Source organism: Micromonospora sp. NPDC047527 (genome assembly GCF_040643015.1).
Lineage (GTDB): Bacteria > Actinomycetota > Actinomycetes > Mycobacteriales > Micromonosporaceae > Micromonospora.
Window position 1 is genome coordinate 648,964 of the sequence record NZ_JBEYTK010000002.1, and the last position, 18,442, is coordinate 667,405.

18 protein-coding genes are annotated in these 18,442 nt (G+C 68.6%); 11 read left to right on the forward strand and 7 right to left on the reverse strand.

Annotated features, from left to right (window positions below):
* Positions 1–209 precede the first annotated feature (209 nt).
* Positions 210–1,259, reverse strand: coding sequence for a DNA cytosine methyltransferase (locus ABZ808_RS11885; RefSeq protein WP_357004119.1), 1,050 nt, complete (start codon positions 1,257–1,259; stop codon positions 210–212).
* 125 nt (positions 1,260–1,384) lie between these two features.
* Between ABZ808_RS11885 and ABZ808_RS11890 the strand changes: the two genes are divergently transcribed.
* The 4 genes from ABZ808_RS11890 to ABZ808_RS11905 all read left to right on the forward strand — a co-directional run bounded on the left by ABZ808_RS11890 (position 1,385) and on the right by ABZ808_RS11905 (position 6,142).
* Positions 1,385–3,652, forward strand: coding sequence for an ATP-binding protein (locus ABZ808_RS11890; RefSeq protein ID WP_357004121.1), 2,268 nt, complete (start codon positions 1,385–1,387; stop codon positions 3,650–3,652).
* A 539-nt stretch (positions 3,653–4,191) separates the two neighbouring features.
* Positions 4,192–4,584 carry a hypothetical protein gene (locus ABZ808_RS11895; RefSeq protein ID WP_357004123.1) on the forward strand — a complete coding sequence of 131 codons (393 nt, stop codon included), beginning with the start codon at positions 4,192–4,194 and terminating at the stop codon, positions 4,582–4,584.
* Positions 4,585–4,992: 408 nt separating this feature from the next.
* The gene (locus ABZ808_RS11900) at positions 4,993–5,715 is read left to right on the forward strand and encodes an SDR family oxidoreductase (RefSeq protein ID WP_357004125.1); all 723 of its coding nucleotides are present in this window, start codon (positions 4,993–4,995) and stop codon (positions 5,713–5,715) included.
* 1 nt (position 5,716) lies between these two features.
* Positions 5,717–6,142 carry an Atu4866 domain-containing protein gene (locus ABZ808_RS11905; protein ID WP_357004127.1) on the forward strand — a complete coding sequence of 142 codons (426 nt, stop codon included), beginning with the start codon at positions 5,717–5,719 and terminating at the stop codon, positions 6,140–6,142.
* Positions 6,143–6,199: 57 nt separating this feature from the next.
* Here the strand turns inward: ABZ808_RS11905 and ABZ808_RS11910 are convergent, their stop codons facing one another.
* Both ABZ808_RS11910 and ABZ808_RS11915 read right to left on the reverse strand, forming a co-directional pair.
* Positions 6,200–6,946 carry a hypothetical protein gene (locus ABZ808_RS11910; protein WP_357004129.1) on the reverse strand — a complete coding sequence of 249 codons (747 nt, stop codon included), beginning with the start codon at positions 6,944–6,946 and terminating at the stop codon, positions 6,200–6,202.
* 262 nt (positions 6,947–7,208) lie between these two features.
* Positions 7,209–7,853, reverse strand: a complete 645-nt coding sequence (locus ABZ808_RS11915; protein ID WP_357004132.1) for a class I SAM-dependent methyltransferase — start codon at positions 7,851–7,853, stop codon at positions 7,209–7,211.
* Between the two features lie 146 nt (positions 7,854–7,999).
* Here ABZ808_RS11915 and ABZ808_RS11920 point away from each other — a divergent pair, with 146 nt between their 5' ends.
* Together ABZ808_RS11920 and ABZ808_RS11925 are read left to right on the forward strand one after the other, a co-directional pair.
* Positions 8,000–8,398: a VOC family protein gene (locus ABZ808_RS11920; protein ID WP_357004135.1), complete on the forward strand. Its 399-nt coding sequence runs from the start codon at positions 8,000–8,002 to the stop codon at positions 8,396–8,398.
* Between the two features lie 47 nt (positions 8,399–8,445).
* Positions 8,446–8,991, forward strand: a complete 546-nt coding sequence (locus ABZ808_RS11925) for a DUF4240 domain-containing protein (RefSeq protein ID WP_357004138.1) — start codon at positions 8,446–8,448, stop codon at positions 8,989–8,991.
* A 66-nt stretch (positions 8,992–9,057) separates the two neighbouring features.
* On the opposite strand, the gene ABZ808_RS11930 is transcribed toward ABZ808_RS11925, so the two are convergent.
* Positions 9,058–9,675: a pyridoxamine 5'-phosphate oxidase family protein gene (locus ABZ808_RS11930; protein WP_357004141.1), complete on the reverse strand. Its 618-nt coding sequence runs from the start codon at positions 9,673–9,675 to the stop codon at positions 9,058–9,060.
* A gap of 164 nt (positions 9,676–9,839) precedes the next feature.
* Here ABZ808_RS11930 and ABZ808_RS11935 point away from each other — a divergent pair, with 164 nt between their 5' ends.
* From ABZ808_RS11935 to ABZ808_RS11945, 3 genes are read left to right on the forward strand one after another with little or no spacing between them, the layout of a single operon-like run.
* Positions 9,840–10,346: a DUF2231 domain-containing protein gene (locus ABZ808_RS11935; RefSeq protein WP_357004144.1), complete on the forward strand. Its 507-nt coding sequence runs from the start codon at positions 9,840–9,842 to the stop codon at positions 10,344–10,346.
* Positions 10,343–10,888 carry an Hsp20/alpha crystallin family protein gene (locus tag ABZ808_RS11940; RefSeq protein WP_357004147.1) on the forward strand — a complete coding sequence of 182 codons (546 nt, stop codon included), beginning with the start codon at positions 10,343–10,345 and terminating at the stop codon, positions 10,886–10,888. Before ABZ808_RS11935 ends, ABZ808_RS11940 begins: the two co-directional genes overlap by 4 nt.
* A gap of 8 nt (positions 10,889–10,896) precedes the next feature.
* Positions 10,897–12,003: a glycosyltransferase family 9 protein gene (locus ABZ808_RS11945; protein WP_357004150.1), complete on the forward strand. Its 1,107-nt coding sequence runs from the start codon at positions 10,897–10,899 to the stop codon at positions 12,001–12,003.
* On the opposite strand, the gene ABZ808_RS11950 is transcribed toward ABZ808_RS11945, so the two are convergent.
* Together ABZ808_RS11950 and rfaE2 are read right to left on the reverse strand one after the other, a co-directional pair.
* On the reverse strand, positions 12,004–12,882 hold the full coding sequence (locus ABZ808_RS11950) for a glycosyltransferase (RefSeq protein ID WP_357004154.1): 879 nt from the start codon (positions 12,880–12,882) through the stop codon (positions 12,004–12,006).
* Complete coding sequence (rfaE2, locus tag ABZ808_RS11955; RefSeq protein WP_357004157.1) at positions 12,879–14,720, reverse strand: D-glycero-beta-D-manno-heptose 1-phosphate adenylyltransferase; 1,842 nt, start codon at positions 14,718–14,720, stop codon at positions 12,879–12,881. The genes ABZ808_RS11950 and rfaE2 overlap by 4 nt, the downstream gene beginning before the upstream one ends.
* A 185-nt stretch (positions 14,721–14,905) precedes the next feature.
* Here rfaE2 and ABZ808_RS11960 point away from each other — a divergent pair, with 185 nt between their 5' ends.
* Positions 14,906–16,579, forward strand: a complete 1,674-nt coding sequence (locus ABZ808_RS11960; RefSeq protein WP_357004161.1) for an MDR family MFS transporter — start codon at positions 14,906–14,908, stop codon at positions 16,577–16,579.
* Positions 16,580–16,627: 48 nt separating this feature from the next.
* Here ABZ808_RS11960 and ABZ808_RS11965 read toward each other — a convergent pair whose 3' ends face one another.
* Positions 16,628–17,260 carry a TetR/AcrR family transcriptional regulator gene (locus tag ABZ808_RS11965; RefSeq protein WP_357004164.1) on the reverse strand — a complete coding sequence of 211 codons (633 nt, stop codon included), beginning with the start codon at positions 17,258–17,260 and terminating at the stop codon, positions 16,628–16,630.
* Between the two features lie 126 nt (positions 17,261–17,386).
* On the opposite strand from ABZ808_RS11965, the gene ABZ808_RS11970 reads away from it, so the two are divergent.
* A complete protein-coding gene (locus ABZ808_RS11970) occupies positions 17,387–18,418 on the forward strand; it encodes an aldo/keto reductase (RefSeq protein ID WP_357004167.1) in 1,032 nt (343 codons plus the stop codon).
* Positions 18,419–18,442: the final 24 nt, after the last annotated feature.

Below are 18,442 nucleotides of genomic sequence, written 5' to 3' on the forward strand. Positions count from 1 at the left end.
GCGGTCCGTGGGTGGTTGCGGTAGGCCATCCCGCCTGCCATCAACCCGGGCGAGCCGAGCAGACCACCGCCCGACCCGCCAGCGTCCGTACGAACCGTCAAGGTCCGCTTGACGTGGCGGGCCGGGCGGCGGCCCGCTCCCCAAGAGGGCGGGTCGATGGCAGACGGGATGAAAGATGGCCAAGGTGTGTTGGCCTATCCGTCATTCGACTAGCGACCAGGACTATCGTGAAGTAGGCGGCGAACAGTCGCCCCTAGAGCCGCAGCCATACGAACCGGGACTGCATTTCCTATTTGCCGTTCGATCGAGCCAAAGTTGCCCTTGAACGTGTAGGTCGGCGGAAACGTTTGAAAAGCTGCCGCCTCGCGGAGCGTGAGGCCCCGATGCTCGGTTGGATGAATGAATGAGCCACATGCCGGAGTCGCGCACCTGGTAGTCATTGTCGGCGCGGGCTCGTCCATACGTACCCGACCATAGGAGGCCGTTGCGTTCCTAACGCGTAGGTTTTCATGGCAAGCCAACCGATGTTCCGGCGGCAGATCGAAACGATTGCCTCCAACAGGGACGGCTTTGATGCGGGCGAGGACCTTTGCCGAGTGAACGCGGTGCCTGTCAAGGTCGCCGCCTGCTTGCAGCGTGGCGGAAAGCTGCTCTAAGGCGGTCCGGACCGTCGTGGGCTTCTCCACGAACCACTCTCCGAGCAGATCAGAGAGCGCGTCGGGGAGAGGCTTACGTCGGCCCCGAATCGCCAGCATAATCAATCGCCGTCTCCGCTGGGGCACTCCGACCCAAGCAGCATCAAGACGGAAGGTCTTGATCTGATAACCAAGCTTGCGTAGGGCCATCTGAACGCGACTGAAACGCGCGTCTTTCTCAAGCCCTGGCACGTTCTCAAGTAGCACTGCGGAAGGCTTAAAGGCTCGGACGAAGCGAATCACATCGAGGACTAGGTCGTTGCGGTCGCTCGCTTCAGCCGAATCGCCGCCGGGACCCAGCGACGAGAATCCTTGACAGGGCGGACAAGCTTTCAGAAGCGTCAGCTCCCCCGCATCTAGACCCAACTCTCGGAGCATGCCGGCGGCGGTGAGCAACCGAATATCGCGGTCCCAAAGCTTGACATCAGGATGATTGGCTCTATAAGAAGCAGCGGCATCGGAGTCAATCTCCACAGCCCCGATGACGTCAAACCCTGCCACCCGAAGTCCCTCAGTGGCGCCCCCGGCGCCGGCGAACAAGTCGACGCATGTTAGGCGGGTCACGGCCGGGATGCTACCTGATCAAGGGAGTGCCGTGTACCCCACGCGCCGTAGTGGACAGTGCACAGCGGGGTAGCGGGCTCGCTCCTGATCGGACAGGATGCAGGTTCTAACGGCGAGGAGGTCCAGTGGACGAGACCTATCAACCTGGGGGACACGACCGCGCAGGCGGACCTCTGCAACCGGGCGATGCCATGGGAGCTCAAGGTGGCCGGCAGGTGCCAGCTGCGCGCTCGGCGGCTGACCAGGCACCCGCAGCACCCAAGTACACCATGAAGATCAGCCGGCTTACGATCGATAAGCTTGGCATCAAGCTCTACGACCGAGTCACGGCGGTTCTTGCTGAACTCATCGCGAACTCCTACGACGCGGATGCAGAAACGGTAACCATCACCCTGCCTTGGGGAACGCTACTTGCCCGTTCTGGCAAGTCCGGTCCGGGTGATCACATCAAACCCGCCGAAGACGGCGACGGGCCGCAGAGGGCGACCGAAGTAGCAGACCCGCAAGGCTCGCTGCTCAGCAGCGATGAGGCCGGTGGAGTCGATGGGCACGGGCAAGGGCACGAAATCCTAATTGTGGATGACGGCCATGGGATGACTTCGGAGGAGCTGAATAGGCACTATCTCTCAGTTGGCGCAGACCGGAGGAAGCGAACGGGTAGCGACAAGTCCCGCGACCGTCATCGGCCCGTGATGGGCCGCAAGGGTATTGGCAAGCTTGCTCCGTTTGGAATTTGCGAGACTGTTGAGGTGATCACCGCCGGAGGCGATAAAACCCCTCAAGGCTATAGGGTGTCACATATCGTTATGCGTTTGTCGGAAATGCTTGCCGACACGGATGACGAATACAACCCGGAACCGGGTGGACTTGATGGAACCTTCTTTAAGGATCCGGGTACGACCGTTAAGCTTAGAGATTTCTTCAGGAAGCGTGTTCCCAGTCGCGACGAGCTTGATAGGCAGCTTTCGGCTCGCTTCGGCCTCAGCCGCACTGACTGGATGGTCAGAGTCGTCAACTCGCTCCAGGAGGAGCAATCCTTCGAGCTAGGCACGTTGAAGATTGATTTTATGGACGATACCTATACGGACGTCTCTGATCTGCCGGTGAAGTATGAAGAAAACTTTTTTCCCGTCACGGGCTTTGTGGCTTACTCGAAAAAGCCGTATAAGGACCCGGCAATGGCGGGCGTTCGTATTTATGCCCGAGGGAAGATCGTCGCGCAGACGCGCGATTTCGATATCGGCGCGGGCTTCACTGGCGAATACACCCTTAGGTCATACCTTGTAGGTGAAATTCATGCCGAATGGCTGGACCAAGAAGACGACCTAGTGCGGTCTGACCGGCAGGACATCATCTGGCATTCGGATCAAGGCGAGGCGCTGCGGATCTGGGGACAGAAGGTGATTAAGACTCTCGCTAAGCGTGGCGCTGAAGCGATGAAGAAAGAACGGTGGGCCGAATTTGAAAAGAAATCTGATCTGAAGAAGCGGCTTGACCAAGCAGCGCCGAACGAACCGGAGCTGAAACACTCCGTGACCGAGGCGGCAAAGCTGCTCGTGAAGGATATCGATCCGGAAGCTCTGCAAGACCAAGACCATGTCGACCGGCTAACTGACCTTGCCTTCTCGATTGGCCCACACCAGACGCTCCTTGGAACCCTTAGGGAAGTTTCCGAAACAACAGCAACGACGGTTGACGCGGTCATGGCGCTTTTCCAAAGGGCTCGTCTAGTTGAGATGTACTCCCTCGGCCAGGTGGCTGAGGAGCGACTCGACGTGATTACGAAGTTGGAAGAATTGGTTGCCAACGGCAGAACGCTTGAGAGGCCGCTGCAAGAGCTGATCGAGCAGGCACCTTGGTTGTTGGCCCCAGAGTGGACGCCCCTCGGGATGAATGAGTCGCTGAAGCGAGTGCGGGCGAGCTTTGAGATTTGGTATGAGAAGGTATTCCGAAAGTCGGTCGTTACGTCTGCCATCGACAATGAGCGGAAAGAGCCTGACTTCGTTATGCTCAACGACGCCGGAGTTCTCTGGATCGTTGAGATCAAGCGCCTTGAGTACCACTTAACGGACGAAGAGTATCAACGCGGATTCGGCTACCTTGCTGCGCTAACGAAATTCCTTGACGATAACAAGGAGCTTGGCGACCAGTTCCCCATCCGACGGCTGACGTTTGTCTCGGACTACATTGATAGACTCAGTCCAGTATCGCTTTCGTCTCTAAATTCGGATCCTCGCGTGTCTCACCGGACCTGGCACGAACTCCTAGACTTCACGAAGCGCGCGCACCGAGACTTCCTAGAAAGGGTAGAGGCTTCCGGTGTCAGCCTCCGGGCAGGCGAAGTTCCCCTTGATGATGACGCCCTATTCGATGATCCGCACACACTGAATTAGTGGATGTCGATATAGCCGTCGACAACCGACGTGATGAGGGTTGGTTGCGTTGTTTAGTGGCAGTTGGGCGGTGCTTGAGCGAACAGGACGGTACCTGCTGACATTCACCAGCTGAGGAGAGCAGGTTCCCCCAGCGGGGCGGCCTGGCTCTCTACGAGGAACGGCTGTCGACAGCAACGCTGACAGCAACCGCGTCGGACGGCTGCACCCTAACGGGTGCCGGCATGGACGAAGCGCCGAGCGTGCAGCCGCTTCCGGACGTGCGCGGACGTGATGCACAGAGCTTGTAAGCGAGGCGTCGCAGTCGACCTGTCTGCCTGCACATGGGTTTGACAAGCATCGCTACCTTCCTAGCCGAGGGAGCGAAGGGCCAGGTGGCGATGACTCAAGTAGTTACCGCACTAACGACTGTCGTCGCGGTGCTTGCAGGATCAGCGGCTACGTACCTCGTTGGCAGGCTAGCGGATCGAGACAGGTTTGCCAGAGAGCTTAGGGTTCGCTGGGATCAGCGCCGGCTTGATGCCTGTCTGTCCTACGTCTTGGCAGCGAAGCTGGCGGGTACCGTCGCCATCCAGGTTCATCAACCCCGCATCGATGGTGCGCCCGAGACCGATCTTGCCGGATTGCTTCAGCAGCTAGGAGAGGCTGAGGGGCGCCGAGCCGAGGCGTTCGAGGCGTTACCCCTGCTCGCAGACGGCGACACCATCGAAGCCGCCCACGAGCTGAACCGCGCTACGTGGCAGCTTGCGCAAACCGCCCGGCAAGGCATGAAGCTGGATGAACAGGTTTGGCAGGGCCAGGCCGACAAGTGGGTAACTGCCCTGAACAACTTCCACTCCGCGGCTCGGGCCGGGCTGAACGTCCCGGGACGCTTCTCCAGACGAGACATCGCTGCATTGGTGATATCGCGCCCCGAGCGAGCAGCCGTGTAGGAGGCGGCAGGCGCGGGTGGATCCCGTTAAGCAGCCAAGCGAGCAGCCAAACCAGCGAACATGAGCGGACGATCGTGGACCGGGACGCCAAGGTGCGCAGGAGTACCAGGCGGTGGACCAGCGCCAGGCAACCGACTCGTAATGCGTAGGTCGACGGTTCGATTCCGTCAGGCGGCTCGGTACAGAAGCCCAGGTCATAGACCTGGGCTTCGCCGTTTCCCGGGCTCCGGCGCTGACCGGATGCCACAAACTCCGGCATCGTTATCTCACGCCGCGCACGCGATAGTCGTCGAGCGGATCGGTGCCATCCACGGCCGCGACATTGCCACGCACGGCCGGCCGGCAGGGCGGTCTGCCGGGGTGTGACACACCCTGGTTGACGGCCGCCGGAACTTGGAAGGTGGATTCATGGAATCCACAAACAAGGTCGTTCTGGTGACCGGCGCGAGCAGCGGAATCGGCGAGGCGGTCGCGCTGCGCCTGGCCCGCGAGGGACATCACGTGGTCGCGGGCGCCCGGCGGCGAGATCGGCTTGCCGCGCTCGCCGAACACCACGACAACATCCGGGTACGACGGCTCGACGTGACCGACCGTGGCGACGTCGCGGCGTTCGTCGACAGTGCGGTCGCCGAGTTCGGGCGGGTCGACGTGATTGTCAACAACGCGGGCCTGATGCCGCTGTCCCGGCTCGACGCGTTGCTGGTGGATGAGTGGGACCAGATGCTGGATGTCAACGTGCGGGGCCTGCTGCACGGCATCGCCGGCGTCCTGCCGGTCTTCCAGCGGCAGGGCAGCGGTCACCTGATCACCGTCGCCTCCGTCGGCGCCCACGAGGTGGTGCCGACCTCCGCGGTGTACTCGGCGACGAAGTTCGCGGCGTGGGCGATCACCGAGGGTCTACGTCTGGAGGCTGACCCGAGCCTGCGGGTCACCACGATCACGCCCGGCGTCGTCGAGTCCGAGTTGGCCGAGTCGATCACCGATTCGGTCGCCCGTGCGGCCATGAAGGAGTACCGCAAGAACTCGATTTCGCCGGATGCCATCGCGCGGGCCATCTCGTTCGCTGTCGACCAGCCGGCGGACGTCGACGTCAACGAAATCATCATCCGTCCGACCCGGCAGCGAGGCTGACATGTCCGGTATCGATCAACGCAAGGTGGTTGCCACCTTCTTCGCTACGGCGGCGCTCACCGCCTGCGGGACGGAGACACCGTCCGCGCCACTACCCGCGCAGGCAACGGCGCGGCCCTCGACCACCGAAACCACCACCCACGGGTACGTCGGGATGTGGGTCACCGCCGACAACCAGATCCGGCAGGAGTTGCTGGCCAACGGGCGATACGACGAGGCACGTGGGCACCGGGACAGTGCCTACACCGGCCGGTACGAGGTGACCGGCGACCACATCGACTATTGGGATGACACCGGGTTCACCGCCGACGGCCGCTTCGAGGGGGATGTCCTGCACCACGGCGGCTACCTGTTCTATCGCGAGGGCAGCGCGGCCCACCGACAGGCTGTTGCCGCACGCGGATCCGCCGGGCACTCCTCCTCGTAGGCCCGGAGCGGCGGCCCGTTTCCACAGGGACGCGCCCTCGCCGGTTCCGCTGGTCGATCACACCGTTTCGGTGGTCCGCACCTCGTTCGCATCGCGGGCCGACGCCGCGTTCCGTCGCCTCGCGAACACGATGAACCCCGCCAGCAGGACAACGAGCCACAGCGGCACCAGCACGGGAGCCAGTGCCGGCCAGATGGGCCACACCGGCTCGGCGAGGCCGTCCGTGAGGTCCGCCCAGGTGAGGGCAATGCCCGGGAAGAGGCCGACTGCCACGAGCGTGACGACCAGGATGGGTACGGGCCGCCGTCGCCGCACCCCCAGCCAGAACAGCGCGGCGCCGGCGGCGGCGCCGAGGAGCGTGCCAGCGACCGTGGTGGCGAGGTACCCGTCCGGCGCGGACGGTGCGATGCTCAGCCTCGACCCGTTGGTCCCGTGGGTCAGCGTGGCCGTCACTCCGTCCCGTGTGACCCGCAAGCCGTCACATGGGGCGTTCGGTAAACGATGGAGGCCCTGCCATCCTCGCGTCGCCGCGTTGTGCCGCAGTTGGTCGGAGAGCGGGCAGTTGGCGCGGTCGCCGTACTGGAACTCCGCGTGAATGGAGCCGAAGTCGTCATCCGCCAGGAAGGTGCCGTACCGATAGCCGCGTGCGATCATCACCCCGCCGGTCACCTCCGCGTCAGGGAGCAGTTCGGCCGCGATGCTCTCCGTCTGGTCATGGCTGAGTGGTGTGGCGCCGCGTCCGCCGTACCAGGAACCGGCGCTCAGGCCGACCGTGCCCAGCAGCACCGCGCCGAGCAGTAGCACCGCGACGCCCCGCAGCCGAGGACCCACCGACCCACCCCCTGTGAAAGTGCGGCACAGCGTCGCCACCCGATCTGCCCCCGGTGCTCGGCGATCCGGCCGTGCACCGGTCGAGGGCGACCGCGCCACGCTGGTGGCCGCTCAGTCTAGGGAGAACTCGCTACCCCCGATGACCCGAATCACGTCGGGCGGCAGCAGCCGCACGCGTACCCCGTCGCGCGCGTTCGCCTGGCCTTTCGGGGACCTGCCGGAGGCGGGCGGTCCGTCACGGGTCGCGGCGCGCGAAGACGATCCCGCCGAGCCGACTCTCGGGCGAGACGACTGTCGTCTGCGCCTCGACCGTGAAGCCGCCGTCGTGCAGCCAGGCCGCCACCTGGGCTGGCTGACGGCGGTGCACGTGGACGTTCATCGGGTGGCCGCCGTACCCCTGCGTCTTGAGGGTGGTCTCGTCGCCCACGTGGAAGCCGAGCAGCAGCGGGCCGCCGGGACGCAGCGCCCGCCGGAAGTGCGCCAGGACCGCGCCGATCTGGTCCTCGGGGATGTGGATCAGCGAATACCAGGCCAGCAGGCCGGCGACCGAGCCCTCGGCCAGCGGGAGGTCGGTCATGGAGCCCACCTCGAACCGCAGGCCGGGATGATCGCGCCGGGCCACGTCGATCATCGCGGGTGAGAGGTCGATGCCGAAGGCGTCGATGCCGAGCCCGTGCAGGTGCGCGGTGATGCGCCCCGATCCGCAGCCGACGTCCGCGACCGCTCCGTCACCGGCTGCCCGGACGAGGTCAGCGAACAGGGCGAAGGCCGCCCGTTCGTAGGGCGCTTCGGCCAGGAGACCGCGCAGCAGGTACGCGTAACTGTCGGCGACCGTGTCGTAGGAGGTGCGGGTGTCCGCCAGCCAGCCGTCCTCGCTCATGACGGCCACGCTAGACCGACGGCCACGCTAGACCGACGACCGGTGGCGCGGCGTCCGGTCCGACCCGGGCCCGCGCCGATGAGTTCGTGTCTCCGACGACGTCCATCCTGGAGAGACCATCCGCCGGACATCCTGGAGCCGATGCCATGACGTACGCCCCCGTGACAGTCAGCCTGCCCATCGCCGATCGCGCGACCGCACACCGCTTCTACTCCGACGGCCTCGGCCTGGAGGCGGTGGGGGAGTTGGCCGACGACGGTCTGCCGGAGCCGTTGCAGTTCGTGGTCAACGACGGGTTGCGGCTGATGCTCATCCCGACCGGCGGCTTCGGCTGGGTGATCGGCCCGCACGAGGTCGCCACGCGGGGTCAGAGTGAGTGCGTGCTCAGCCTCGACGTCGCCTCTCCCGCTGACGCGGACGCGATCGTCGAGCGGGCCCGCGCCGCCGGCGCCGAGGTGGTCACCGAGCCAACAGCACAGCCCTGGGGGTACGCGGGGGCGTTCGCCGACCCGGACGGTCACCTGTGGATGGTGTCCGCTGAGTAGCGGCCAGACCCGGCAGGACTGTCGGTGGTGCCGGATACGGTCCGGTCGTGACAGTGACCACCGATGCCACCGGCATGTTGCCCACCGCCGCCGACGAGGCCCGACTGTGGGCGCTCATCGAGTCGGCGTGGGCCGGGCTCGACGCGGAGGCGCTGGCGCTGCGCCGGGCCCTCGTCGAGCGTGATCCCGACAGCGACGATGACGATGCGCGGTTCTACGCGATCGACGACTGGCTGGCCCCGTTCATCGCCCGCCTCGGCGCCCTCAGCGACGAGTTGTCCGCGCAGGAGTTGACCGACCTCGACCGGGTGGTGGAGCGCAAGCTCTACGACATCGACCGGGAGGACATCCACGAGGTGACCGACGGCTCGGACGACGGCTTCCTCTACTGCCGGGGCTTCATCGTCGCCCTCGGCCGGGCCTACTACGAGGCCGTCCGCGCCAACCCTGCTCTCGCTCTGGAGGACGCCGACTGCGAGGACATGTGCTATTTCTTCGCCCACCTGCACAACGACCGGTTCGGTGGTTGGCCGCAGACCGGCTCCGGCATCTCCCGGGAGTCGTTTGGCAACCCCACCGGCTGGTCGACCTGACGGCTCGACGGCCGTCAAGACGCGAGGGCTGCCGGGGCGGCGCGGGTGCCACCCCGGGCGCCCGCGTCAGGAGTAGATCGTCTTGGCGTACTCCGGGCCGTAGTGTCGTTCCAGCTCTTCCAGGCTCTCCACGGGTGCCTCGACCTCTTTGATGAGGCGCGCCCGGGCCGGCAACACGTCGGGCTGCCAGGTCTCCGGCTGCCACAGCGACGACCGCAGGAACGCCTTCGCGCAGTGGTAGAAGATCTGCTCGACCTCCACCACCACCGCGAGCACCGGCCGGTGCCCCTTGACCACCATGTCGTCGAACCAGGGTGCGTCCCGCACCAGTCGGGCCCGACCGTTGATCCGCAGCGTGTCGGTCCGCCCGGGGATCATGAAGATCAGCCCGACGTGCGGGTTGTCCAGGATGTTGCGGTAGCCGTCCGCGCGCTTGTTGCCCGGCCGCTCCGGCAGCGCGATGGTGGTGTCGTCCAACACCAGCGCGAAGCCGGCCGGGTCGCCCTTGGGCGACACATCGCAACTGCCGTCCGCGCCGGCCGTGGCGATCAGGCAGAACGGCGCGGCGGCGAGCCACTGCCGGTCCCGTTCGTGCAGGCGGACGCGATCCTTGTTGGCGGCCCGGGGGTGCGGCTCCCCGAGCAGCTCGCGTAACTCCTCGTGCGACGTGATCTCCACCGTCACGTGATCCTCCCCCAACCGTTTACCTGGGTGACGGACGCCACCATCGCCAAGCCTAGGCCGCGTGACCAGCGCGAGGTTTGTCCCCGCTCGCGCGGGGTAGGGCCTCACCCGACGCGCCCGCCGCACGCACCGTCCGCAGCACGCCGACCAGTGGAGGCCGGGATATGGAGAGCCGACTCAAGGTGCTGGGTCACCCAGTCCATCCGATGCTGGTCATGTTCCCGGTCGCGCTGCTGGTCACCGCAGTGCTCTTCGACGTGATCGACGCGGTCGGTGGGCCCGACTTCCTCGGCGAGGTCGCGTACTGGAACATCACCGTCGGCCTGATCGGCGGCCTGCTCGCCGCGGCGGCCGGCTCGTTCGATCTGCTGGCGATTCCGACGGGCACCCGCGCCAAGCGGGTGGGCGTGCTGCACGCCGGGGCCAACCTCGCGGTGATCCTGCTCTTCGCGGCCGTCTGGGCGGTCCGGCTCAACGCCGATTCCCGGGCGGCCGGTGGCGCGCTGATCGCCATCGAGGTGGTCGCTGTGGCGATCCTCGGGTGCAGCGCCTGGCTCGGCGGGGAGCTGGTCGACCGGCTCGGTGTGGGCGTCGACCGTGACGCGAATCTGGACGCGCCCAGCTCACTGCGGCCTTCCACGACCTCCCATCGGATCGGTGAGGGGCGATGAGTGAGCAGCCCGGCGGCTTCAGCCGGGGATGGCGGAGCCGGCAGCAGGGCTGGGACCCGATGGGTGAGCTGCAGTCGCTGCGCGCCGAGCTGAGCCGGCTGGTCGGCGGTCGGGCCGGGGCGTCCGACGTCGAGCTGACCGAGACCTCCGACGGCTGGGAGGTCGTCGTCCGGTTGCCCGGGGTGGCGCCGGAGGAGGTGGCGGTCGAGCTGGACGACCGGGAGTTGTGCGTGCGAGCCCGCTCCGAGGCGGAGGTCAACGCCGACCAGGGCATCCCGGGCGGTTTCGAGACGCGCGGCTTCGAGTACCGCGTGGACCTGCCGTCCCGGGTCGACCCGGACGGCATCGACGCGGTGATGGACCACGGCCTGCTGCGGGTCCGCCTGCCGCGGGCGGCCCGGCCCACGCCGCGCACCATCACCGTCGGCCGCACCGGGCCGCGCTCCACCGTCCTGTCCGGTGGTACGCCGATGCCGGGCGATCCCGCCGCGGACCGGGAGCTGCACCACCCGGACACCGTCGGCGAGATCGACCGGCCGTAGCGGTCAGCGTGGTCACCCCGTCCCTGCTCGGCCTGACGGCGGGGCTGGTCCCCGACGTGCGGCGGATCGCGGTGCTGCGGGCCAACGCGCTCGGCGACTTCATCTTCGCCCTGCCGGCGTTGGACGCGCTGCGCGCCGCGTACCCCTCGGCGGAGATCGTGCTGCTCGGCGCGCCGTGGCACGCGAAGCTCTGGTGTGACCGGCCCGGCCCGGTGGACCGGGTGCTGGTGGTGCCGCCGGCGCGCGGGATCCGCGACGCGGAGGCGGGTGAGCCGGCGTCGACGGTCGACGAGTTCGTGGCGGCGGCCCGTGGTGAGGGCTTCGACCTGGCGGTGCAGATCCACGGGGGTGGCGCCAACTCCAATCCGCTGATGAGCCGCCTCGGAGCCCGGGTCACCGTCGGGCTGCGCGCCGAGGACGCCCCGCCGCTGGACCGGTGGGTCCGCTACGTCTACTACCAGCACGAGGTGATCCGCTACCTGGAGGTGGTGGCCCTGGTGGGCGCGGAGGCGACCACAATCGTGCCGGCGCTGACGGTCACCGACGCCGACCGGGCCGAGGCGGCCCGGGTGCTCGGCCCGGCGGACCGCCCCCGGGTGGCGCTGCACCCCGGCGCCACCGACACCCGTCGCCGCTGGCCAGCCGAGCGCTTCGCCGAGGTGGCCGGTGAGCTGCACCGCGACGGCTACGAGGTGCTGGTCACCGGCACGCCCTCCGAGCGGGAGGTGGTGGACCGGGTGGTCGCGGCGGCGGGGGTGCCGGTCCGGCCGCAGGTTGGCACGTTGAGCCTCGGCGGGCTGGCCGGCTGCTATGCCGGTTGCGCGCTGGTCGTCTCCAACGACACCGGCCCGCTGCACCTGGCCGCCTCGGTGGGCGCCCCCACGGTGGGGATCTTCTGGGTCGGCAACCTGATCAACACAGCGAACCCGTTGCGCGGGCGGCACCGGCCGATCTGCTCCTGGACGGTGCACTGCCCGGTCTGCGGTGTGGACTGCACGCCGGGCATCTACCCGCACCGGCCCGGCGACGGCGAGTGCCCGCACCGGGACTCGTTCGTCATCGACGTGCCGGTGGCCGAGGTGCTGGAAGCGGCCCGCGAGCTGCTCACGCCGTAGTCACGCCGGCTGCGGGGTGTCCTCGTCGGCGAGGACGACCTCCCACGCCTCCACGTCCCGCTCGGTGACCGTGGTGGGGGACTCCAGGTGGTACGCGCCGCTGGGCAGGACACCCGCGCCGCCGTGCCGGGCCAGCACCGCGAGTTGGGCGGCCACGTCCTCGCCCTGGTGGTTCTCCTGCACCCGTCGCCAGAAGTCGAAGCCACCGGAGTCGACGAGTTTGGCCCGGTCGTAGAGCACGCACCCGCCGACCCAGGAGACCTTGTACGCCCGCCACGCGCCGGGCGGCAGCGCCAGCTGGGCGGTGATGTGCAGCAGGTTCGCCGCCGAGTGGATCCGCGCCCGGTTCCACTGCTCGGTGCCCGGCCGGATCCGCTCCGGCGTCGGTGCGCCGGTCCACTCCTCGTAGTGCCCGTGCGTGTCCGGCCGCACGTCGTCGGTGTACGACAGCCCGTGCACCCCGTTGCCGACGAACCCGCAGCCCAACTCCTCGATGGCGGTGACGAGCCGGTGCAGCGCCCCCGGCTCCAGCCAGACGTCGTCGTCGATGCTGAGCACGTACCTGGCGGCCGACGCGGCGAGCAGGTACGCGCGGTGTTCGGCCAGCCCACGCCGGGGCAGGCGGCGGGTCAGCAGCACCGGGTGACCCCCGTGCCGCAGCGCCCGGACCATGGTGGCCGCCGCGGGGTGGGCGTACGCCGGTTCCCCGTCGGACTGGTCGCTGACCACCACACCGAAGCCGGGTACGCCGTTCTGGGCGGCGAGCCCGGCCAGCGTGACCGCCAGCTCGGCGGGCCGGTTACGCGTCGGGATCAGCACGTCGACCAGCCGTTCGGTACGGAACGACGCCGAGGTGCCGAGGTCGAGGGGCCGGTTCACGACGGTTGGGTGCGGGTGCTCAGCGACGGGTCGGGCTCCCGGTCGGTGTCGTGCGGCGACGCATCCTGGCTGTGTGACCGGATCCGCTCGATGATCGCCGAGGTGGACCGATCCGGCACGTACCCCAGGGTGCGTACCTGGCCGCCGAGCCGGCGTACCAGCGGGGCCTCCGGCACCAGCTCCGGCGGGTAGTCCCCACCCTTGACGTACACGTCCGGCCGGACCGCCTCGATCAGCGCGGCGGGCGAGTCCTCCTCGAAGACCACCACGTGGTCCACGCAGGACAGCGCGGCGAGCAGGGCGCCCCGGTCCTCGACCGGGTTGACCGGCCGGTCCGGCCCCTTCAGCCGGCGTACGCTGCCGTCCGAGTTGACCGCAACGATGAGCAGGTCGCCGAGGGCGCGGGCCTGTTCCAGGTAGCGCACGTGGCCTCGGTGCAGCACGTCGAAGCAGCCGTTGGTGAACACCACCGACCGTCCCGCGTCGCGATGCCCGGCGACGATCGCGTCCAGTTCGTCGGTGCCGACCACAGCCGGATGCCCGCTGGTCTCCGGTGGCATGTCGAGGGCGGCGAGCAGGTCGTCGCGCAGGCACACGCAGGTGCCGGTGTCGGACACGGTGATGGTGGCCGCGAGCTGGGCGAGTTGGGCGGCGGTGGGCAGCGGCGCGTCGGCGGCCAGGGCCAGCGTCATCGCCGCCAGGTACGCGTCGCCGGCCCCCACGGCGTGGCTCGCCGGGACCGGGGTGCTGTGGCTGCGCCGCCGCTCGCCATCGGCGCCGCCCACCACCGCGCCCTCGGTGTCCAGGGTCACCGCGACCACGTCGGCGCCGGTGTGCGCACGCAGCTCGGCCAGGCGCGACTCGGCCAGCACGGCCCGGTCCACGCCCGCACCGGCCTCGGTGTTCACTGTGACACCGGTGCCGGTGACGCTGAGTCCGTCGCCGGTGAGCGCCACCCGACCCTCGCTGGCGGTGGGTTCGCCCACCGGCCCGGGCCGGTCGCCGTTGGCGTCCGCACCGACCACCGCGACGCCGTCCGCGCGGGTCCCACCCGGCGCGGCGCCGACGGTCAGCTCTGACGGCCCGTCGGCCGGGTCACTGCCGGGGTGTTCCAGGTGCAGGTCGGTGCCGTTCGTCGGGCGAGACGCGCCGCCGGCACGGGCCAGCAGCCTCGTCGCCTCCGCGAAGCTGGGGGTGACCACGGTCGGAGCGAGGCCCCGCCAGTCGGCGAGGTCATGGGCGTCCAGCGCGACCGTGGCGTACCGCTCCCGCTGCTCGACCAGCCAGGCGCGGACCGGCGCGGGCAGGGCACCCAGGCCGTAGTCGCAGACCACCAGGGTCGGTGCCTCCCCGCCGGCGGCGGCCCGCAGCTCCTCGGTGGCGCAGTCCAGCGCCGTGAGCAGCCGGGACACCCCGTCCGGGTCGAGGGCGTCGTCCGGGTCGCCGGAGTCCTCCCGGAGCAGGATCTGGTTGCCGGCGAGCATCCGCCGCTTCACCGGGGTGGGCCGGCCGGGTTGGCTGACCGTGCGGTCCCAGACGCCGGCGCGGTCCAGACAGTCGTGCAGTTCGTCGCCTGCCACGTCGGCGCCGACCGGGGCCACCAGGACCGCCCGTCCGCCGAGGGTGGCGACGTTGACCGCGGTGTTCGCCGCCCCGCCGGCAGCGGAGATCCGCCGGCGCAGGGTGAGGACCGGGGCGGGCGCCTCCCGGCAGAGCCGGTCGGAGTCGGCGAACCGCCACTCGTCGAGCATGGCGTCACCGACGATCAGGACCGGGCGCCCGAGCCAGCTCTCCACGACGGTGGCGAGCCGGCGCTGTTCCGCTGCTGCTCCTGCCATGCCTCCCCGGGTCCCCAACACCCCCCGCGACAAACCTGCGGCCCTGCGGCCTGCGCAACGGCCTGACCCCGTTGATCAAGAGGTTTGCGTCACGACACGCGCCTGATCTGACGCGAACCTCTTGATCAGCAAGAAGGGTTTGCTGGTCGGGGGCATGTTCTGCTGCTCGCGGGAAAGAAGGCGGGATGACCGAAGCCTCCGCCGCGCCGGTGTTGAATCGTCGGCAGATCCGGCTGCTCATGCTCGGCCTGATGACCGGCATGCTGCTGGCCGCACTCGATCAGACCATCGTCGGTACGGCCCTGCCGACCATCGTCGGTGAGTTGGGCGGGATCAACCACTACTCGTGGGTGGTCACCGCGTACCTGCTCGCCTCGACGGCGTCGACTCCGCTGTACGGCAAGATGGCCGACCTGTACGGCCGCCGTCCGGTGTTCCTCTTCTCGATCGGCACGTTCCTGGTCGGGTCGTTGCTGGCGGGGTTGTCGCAGAACATGACCCAGCTGATCGTCACCCGGGGCATCCAGGGCCTCGGCGCGGGTGGTCTGCTGACGTTGGCGTTCACCATCATCTCGGACGTCGTGTCACCCCGGGAGCGTGGCCGCTACCAGGGATTGTTCGGCGCTGTCTTCGGCATCTCGTCGGTGGCCGGCCCGCTGGTCGGCGGTTACTTCGCGGAGACCGACTGGCGGTGGATCTTCTACATCAACGTGCCGCTGGCGATCCTGGCCATCGTGGTCTGCTACCACGTGATGCGGCTGATCCCGTTCGAGCGCCGGAACCACGCGATCGACTGGCTGGGCGCGGCTCTGCTGGTCGCCGGGGTGAGCTGCCTGCTGCTCGCGTTGAGTTGGGGCGGCACCGAGTACCCGTGGGGCTCCGGGGTGATCATCGGTCTGCTGGTGGCGGGCGCGGTGCTCGCCGTGCTCTTCGTGCTCCAGGAAGCCCGGGTCGCCGAGCCGATCCTGCCGCTGCGGCTGTTCCGCAGCGCCACGTTCGCCCTCGCCAACTCGGCTGGCTTCGTGCTCGGTCTGGTGATGTTCGGGTCGATCATCTTCATCCCGCTGTACCTGCAGATCGTCAAGGGCGCCTCACCGACCCGCAGCGGTCTGCTGATGCTGCCGATGATGGCCGGCATCATCGTCACGTCGATCCTCACCGGGAGGGCGATGAGCCGGATCGGCCGGTACAAGTGGTTCCCGGTCGCCGGATCGGCGACCCTCGTGCTGGGCATGTTGCTGTTCACCCGGCTGCACGTGGACACCTCGCTCTGGGTGGCGTTCGGCTTCATGGTGGTGATCGGTGTCGGCCTGGGGCTGTGCATGCAGTCGCTGGTCCTGGCGGTGCAGAACGCGGTCTCCGTCCGCGACCTGGGCGCTGGTACGTCCTCGGCAACGTTCTTCCGATCCTTGGGTGGTTCGTTCGGCGTGGCGATTCTCGGCACGCTGCTCTCCTCGCGGCTCAACACGCAGTTGGCCGACCGGCTGCCGGGGGCGATCGCCCAGCTTCCGCCGGAACAGCAGGCGGCGGTCGCGGCGAGCGGCGGCACGAACATCTCGATCAACGACCCGGGGACGATCATGGCGCTGCCCGGTGCGGTGCGGTCCGCCATCCAGGAGTCGTTCGTCGACTCGCTGCACCTGGTCTTCCTGACCGCGGGTCTGGTCGCCATCGTGGCGGTGCTGGTCACCGTGGTGATGCCCAACAGCACCCTGCGGGGTGCGGGTCCCGAGGGTGCCACCGGTGGTGCCGACCCGCTGGGCGGTAAGGCTGCGGCACCGGGCGGCAAGCCGCTCACCCGCGAGTCGAAGGAGGAGGCGGCCGCCGACATGGAGGCCAAGTCGCAGACGATGATCTGACCCGTCGGCCGCCCTGGCCCAGGTCGGGGCGGCCGACGGTGGCGGGCCTCAGGCGGGACGGCGGTAGGCGCCGTACCACCAGATCCTGGCCAGCTCCCGGGCTGCCGCCGCGTCCGCCTCGCGCTCGGCCGGGGCCGTGGCGACGTGGTGGGCGAGGAACCGGTCGCCGCCGAGCACGATCAGCTGGCTCGCCGCCGCCGTGTCCAGGCTCGCGGGGATACGCCCGGCCCGCTGCTCGGCCACGAGGACCGCGGCGGTACGTGCCACGAACTGCCCCAGCCCGGCCGCCCAGTACTCCCGGACCACCTCGTCGTACGCGGCGACCTCGCTGATGGCGGCGAGCACCGGGGCGTACGTCCGGTAGATCCGGATCACGTCGGCGAAGACCTCGGTGAGTGATTCGAGTTGGTCACCGGGCCCGGACGGGTCCCACTCGCGGATCCGGTCGAAGGAGGTCTCGCGCATGGTGCCCGCGAGGCGCATGAGCAGCTCGCTCTTGTCCCGGAAGTGGGTGTAGAACGTCGACCGTGCCACCCCCGCCTCGGCGGCGATCCGCTGGACGCCGAGGTCGGTGAAGCGGACCCCCTGCTGGAGCAGCCGCTCGGTGGCGGCCAGCACCCGTGCTTCGACGGCGGCCCGACCGTCGGGGTTGCGCGGGCGGCGTCGGGTGATCGAGGGCATGGTCGGAATCCTAGGTGGCTGGGTGCGGGATCGGCGACGTACGCTGAATTGCCGGACACAGTGTCCGACATAGTGACCACGAGGTGCCTGACCTCGGCCTCCGACCCACCACGAGGAGCAACGCACGTGAAGTACCGACTGCTGGGGAACACCGGCGTGTACGTCTCCGAGATCTCCCTCGGCACGATGACCTTCGGCGGGAGCGGCCACCCGCTCTGGGGCGGCCTGGGCGCGCTGCCGCTGCCCGACGCCCAGCGGCTGGTGGACACCGCGCTGGACGCGGGCGTCAACTTCGTCGACACCGCGGACATGTACAGCGATGGCGAGAGCGAGGAGCTGCTCGGCCAGGCGCTCGGCAAGCGGCGACGCGACGTGGTGCTCGCGACCAAGGTGCACGCCCGGACGGGCCCCGGCCCGAACGACGTCGGCACCTCGCGGTTGCACATCATGCAGGCGCTGGAGGACAGCCTGCGCCGGCTGGGCACCGATCACATCGACCTTTACCAGATCCACAACTTCGACCAGGTCACCCCGATGGAGGAGATGCTGCGCGCGCTGGACGACGCGGTGCAGCAGGGCAAGGTCCGCTACATCGGTTGCGCGAACTTCGCGGCCTGGCAGATCTCCAAGGCGCTGGGCATCTCCGCCCGGGAGAAGTTGGCCGGCTTCGTCTCGGTGCAGTCCTACTACTCACTGCTGGGCCGGGACGTGGAGCGCGACGTGGTGCCGATGGCGCTCGACGAGGGTGTCGGATTGACCGTGTGGAGCCCGCTGGCCGGCGGCTTCCTCTCCGGCAAGATCGGCCGGGACAACGCGGTCGCCGACAGCGGCTCGCGCAGCGCGCAGCCCGGGTACGCCAGCTTCACGCCGTTCGACGCCGAGCACGCCTTCGGAGTGGTCGACGTGCTCAAGGGCGTCGCCGACCGGCACGGGGTCAGCCCGGCCCGGGTGGCGGTCGCCTGGCTGCTCTCCCGGCCGGCCGTGACCAGCGTGATCGTCGGTGCCCGCAAGCAGGAGCAGTTGGTGGACAACATCGCCGCCACGGACCTCACGCTGACCGCGCGGGATCTCACCGAACTCGACGAGATCACCACGCTGCCCGTCGCGTACCCGAACTGGATCCAGGAGGCGTTCGCCGGCGTCCGCTACCCGCAGTAGGCCCGGCGCTCACCCGCCGGGCCG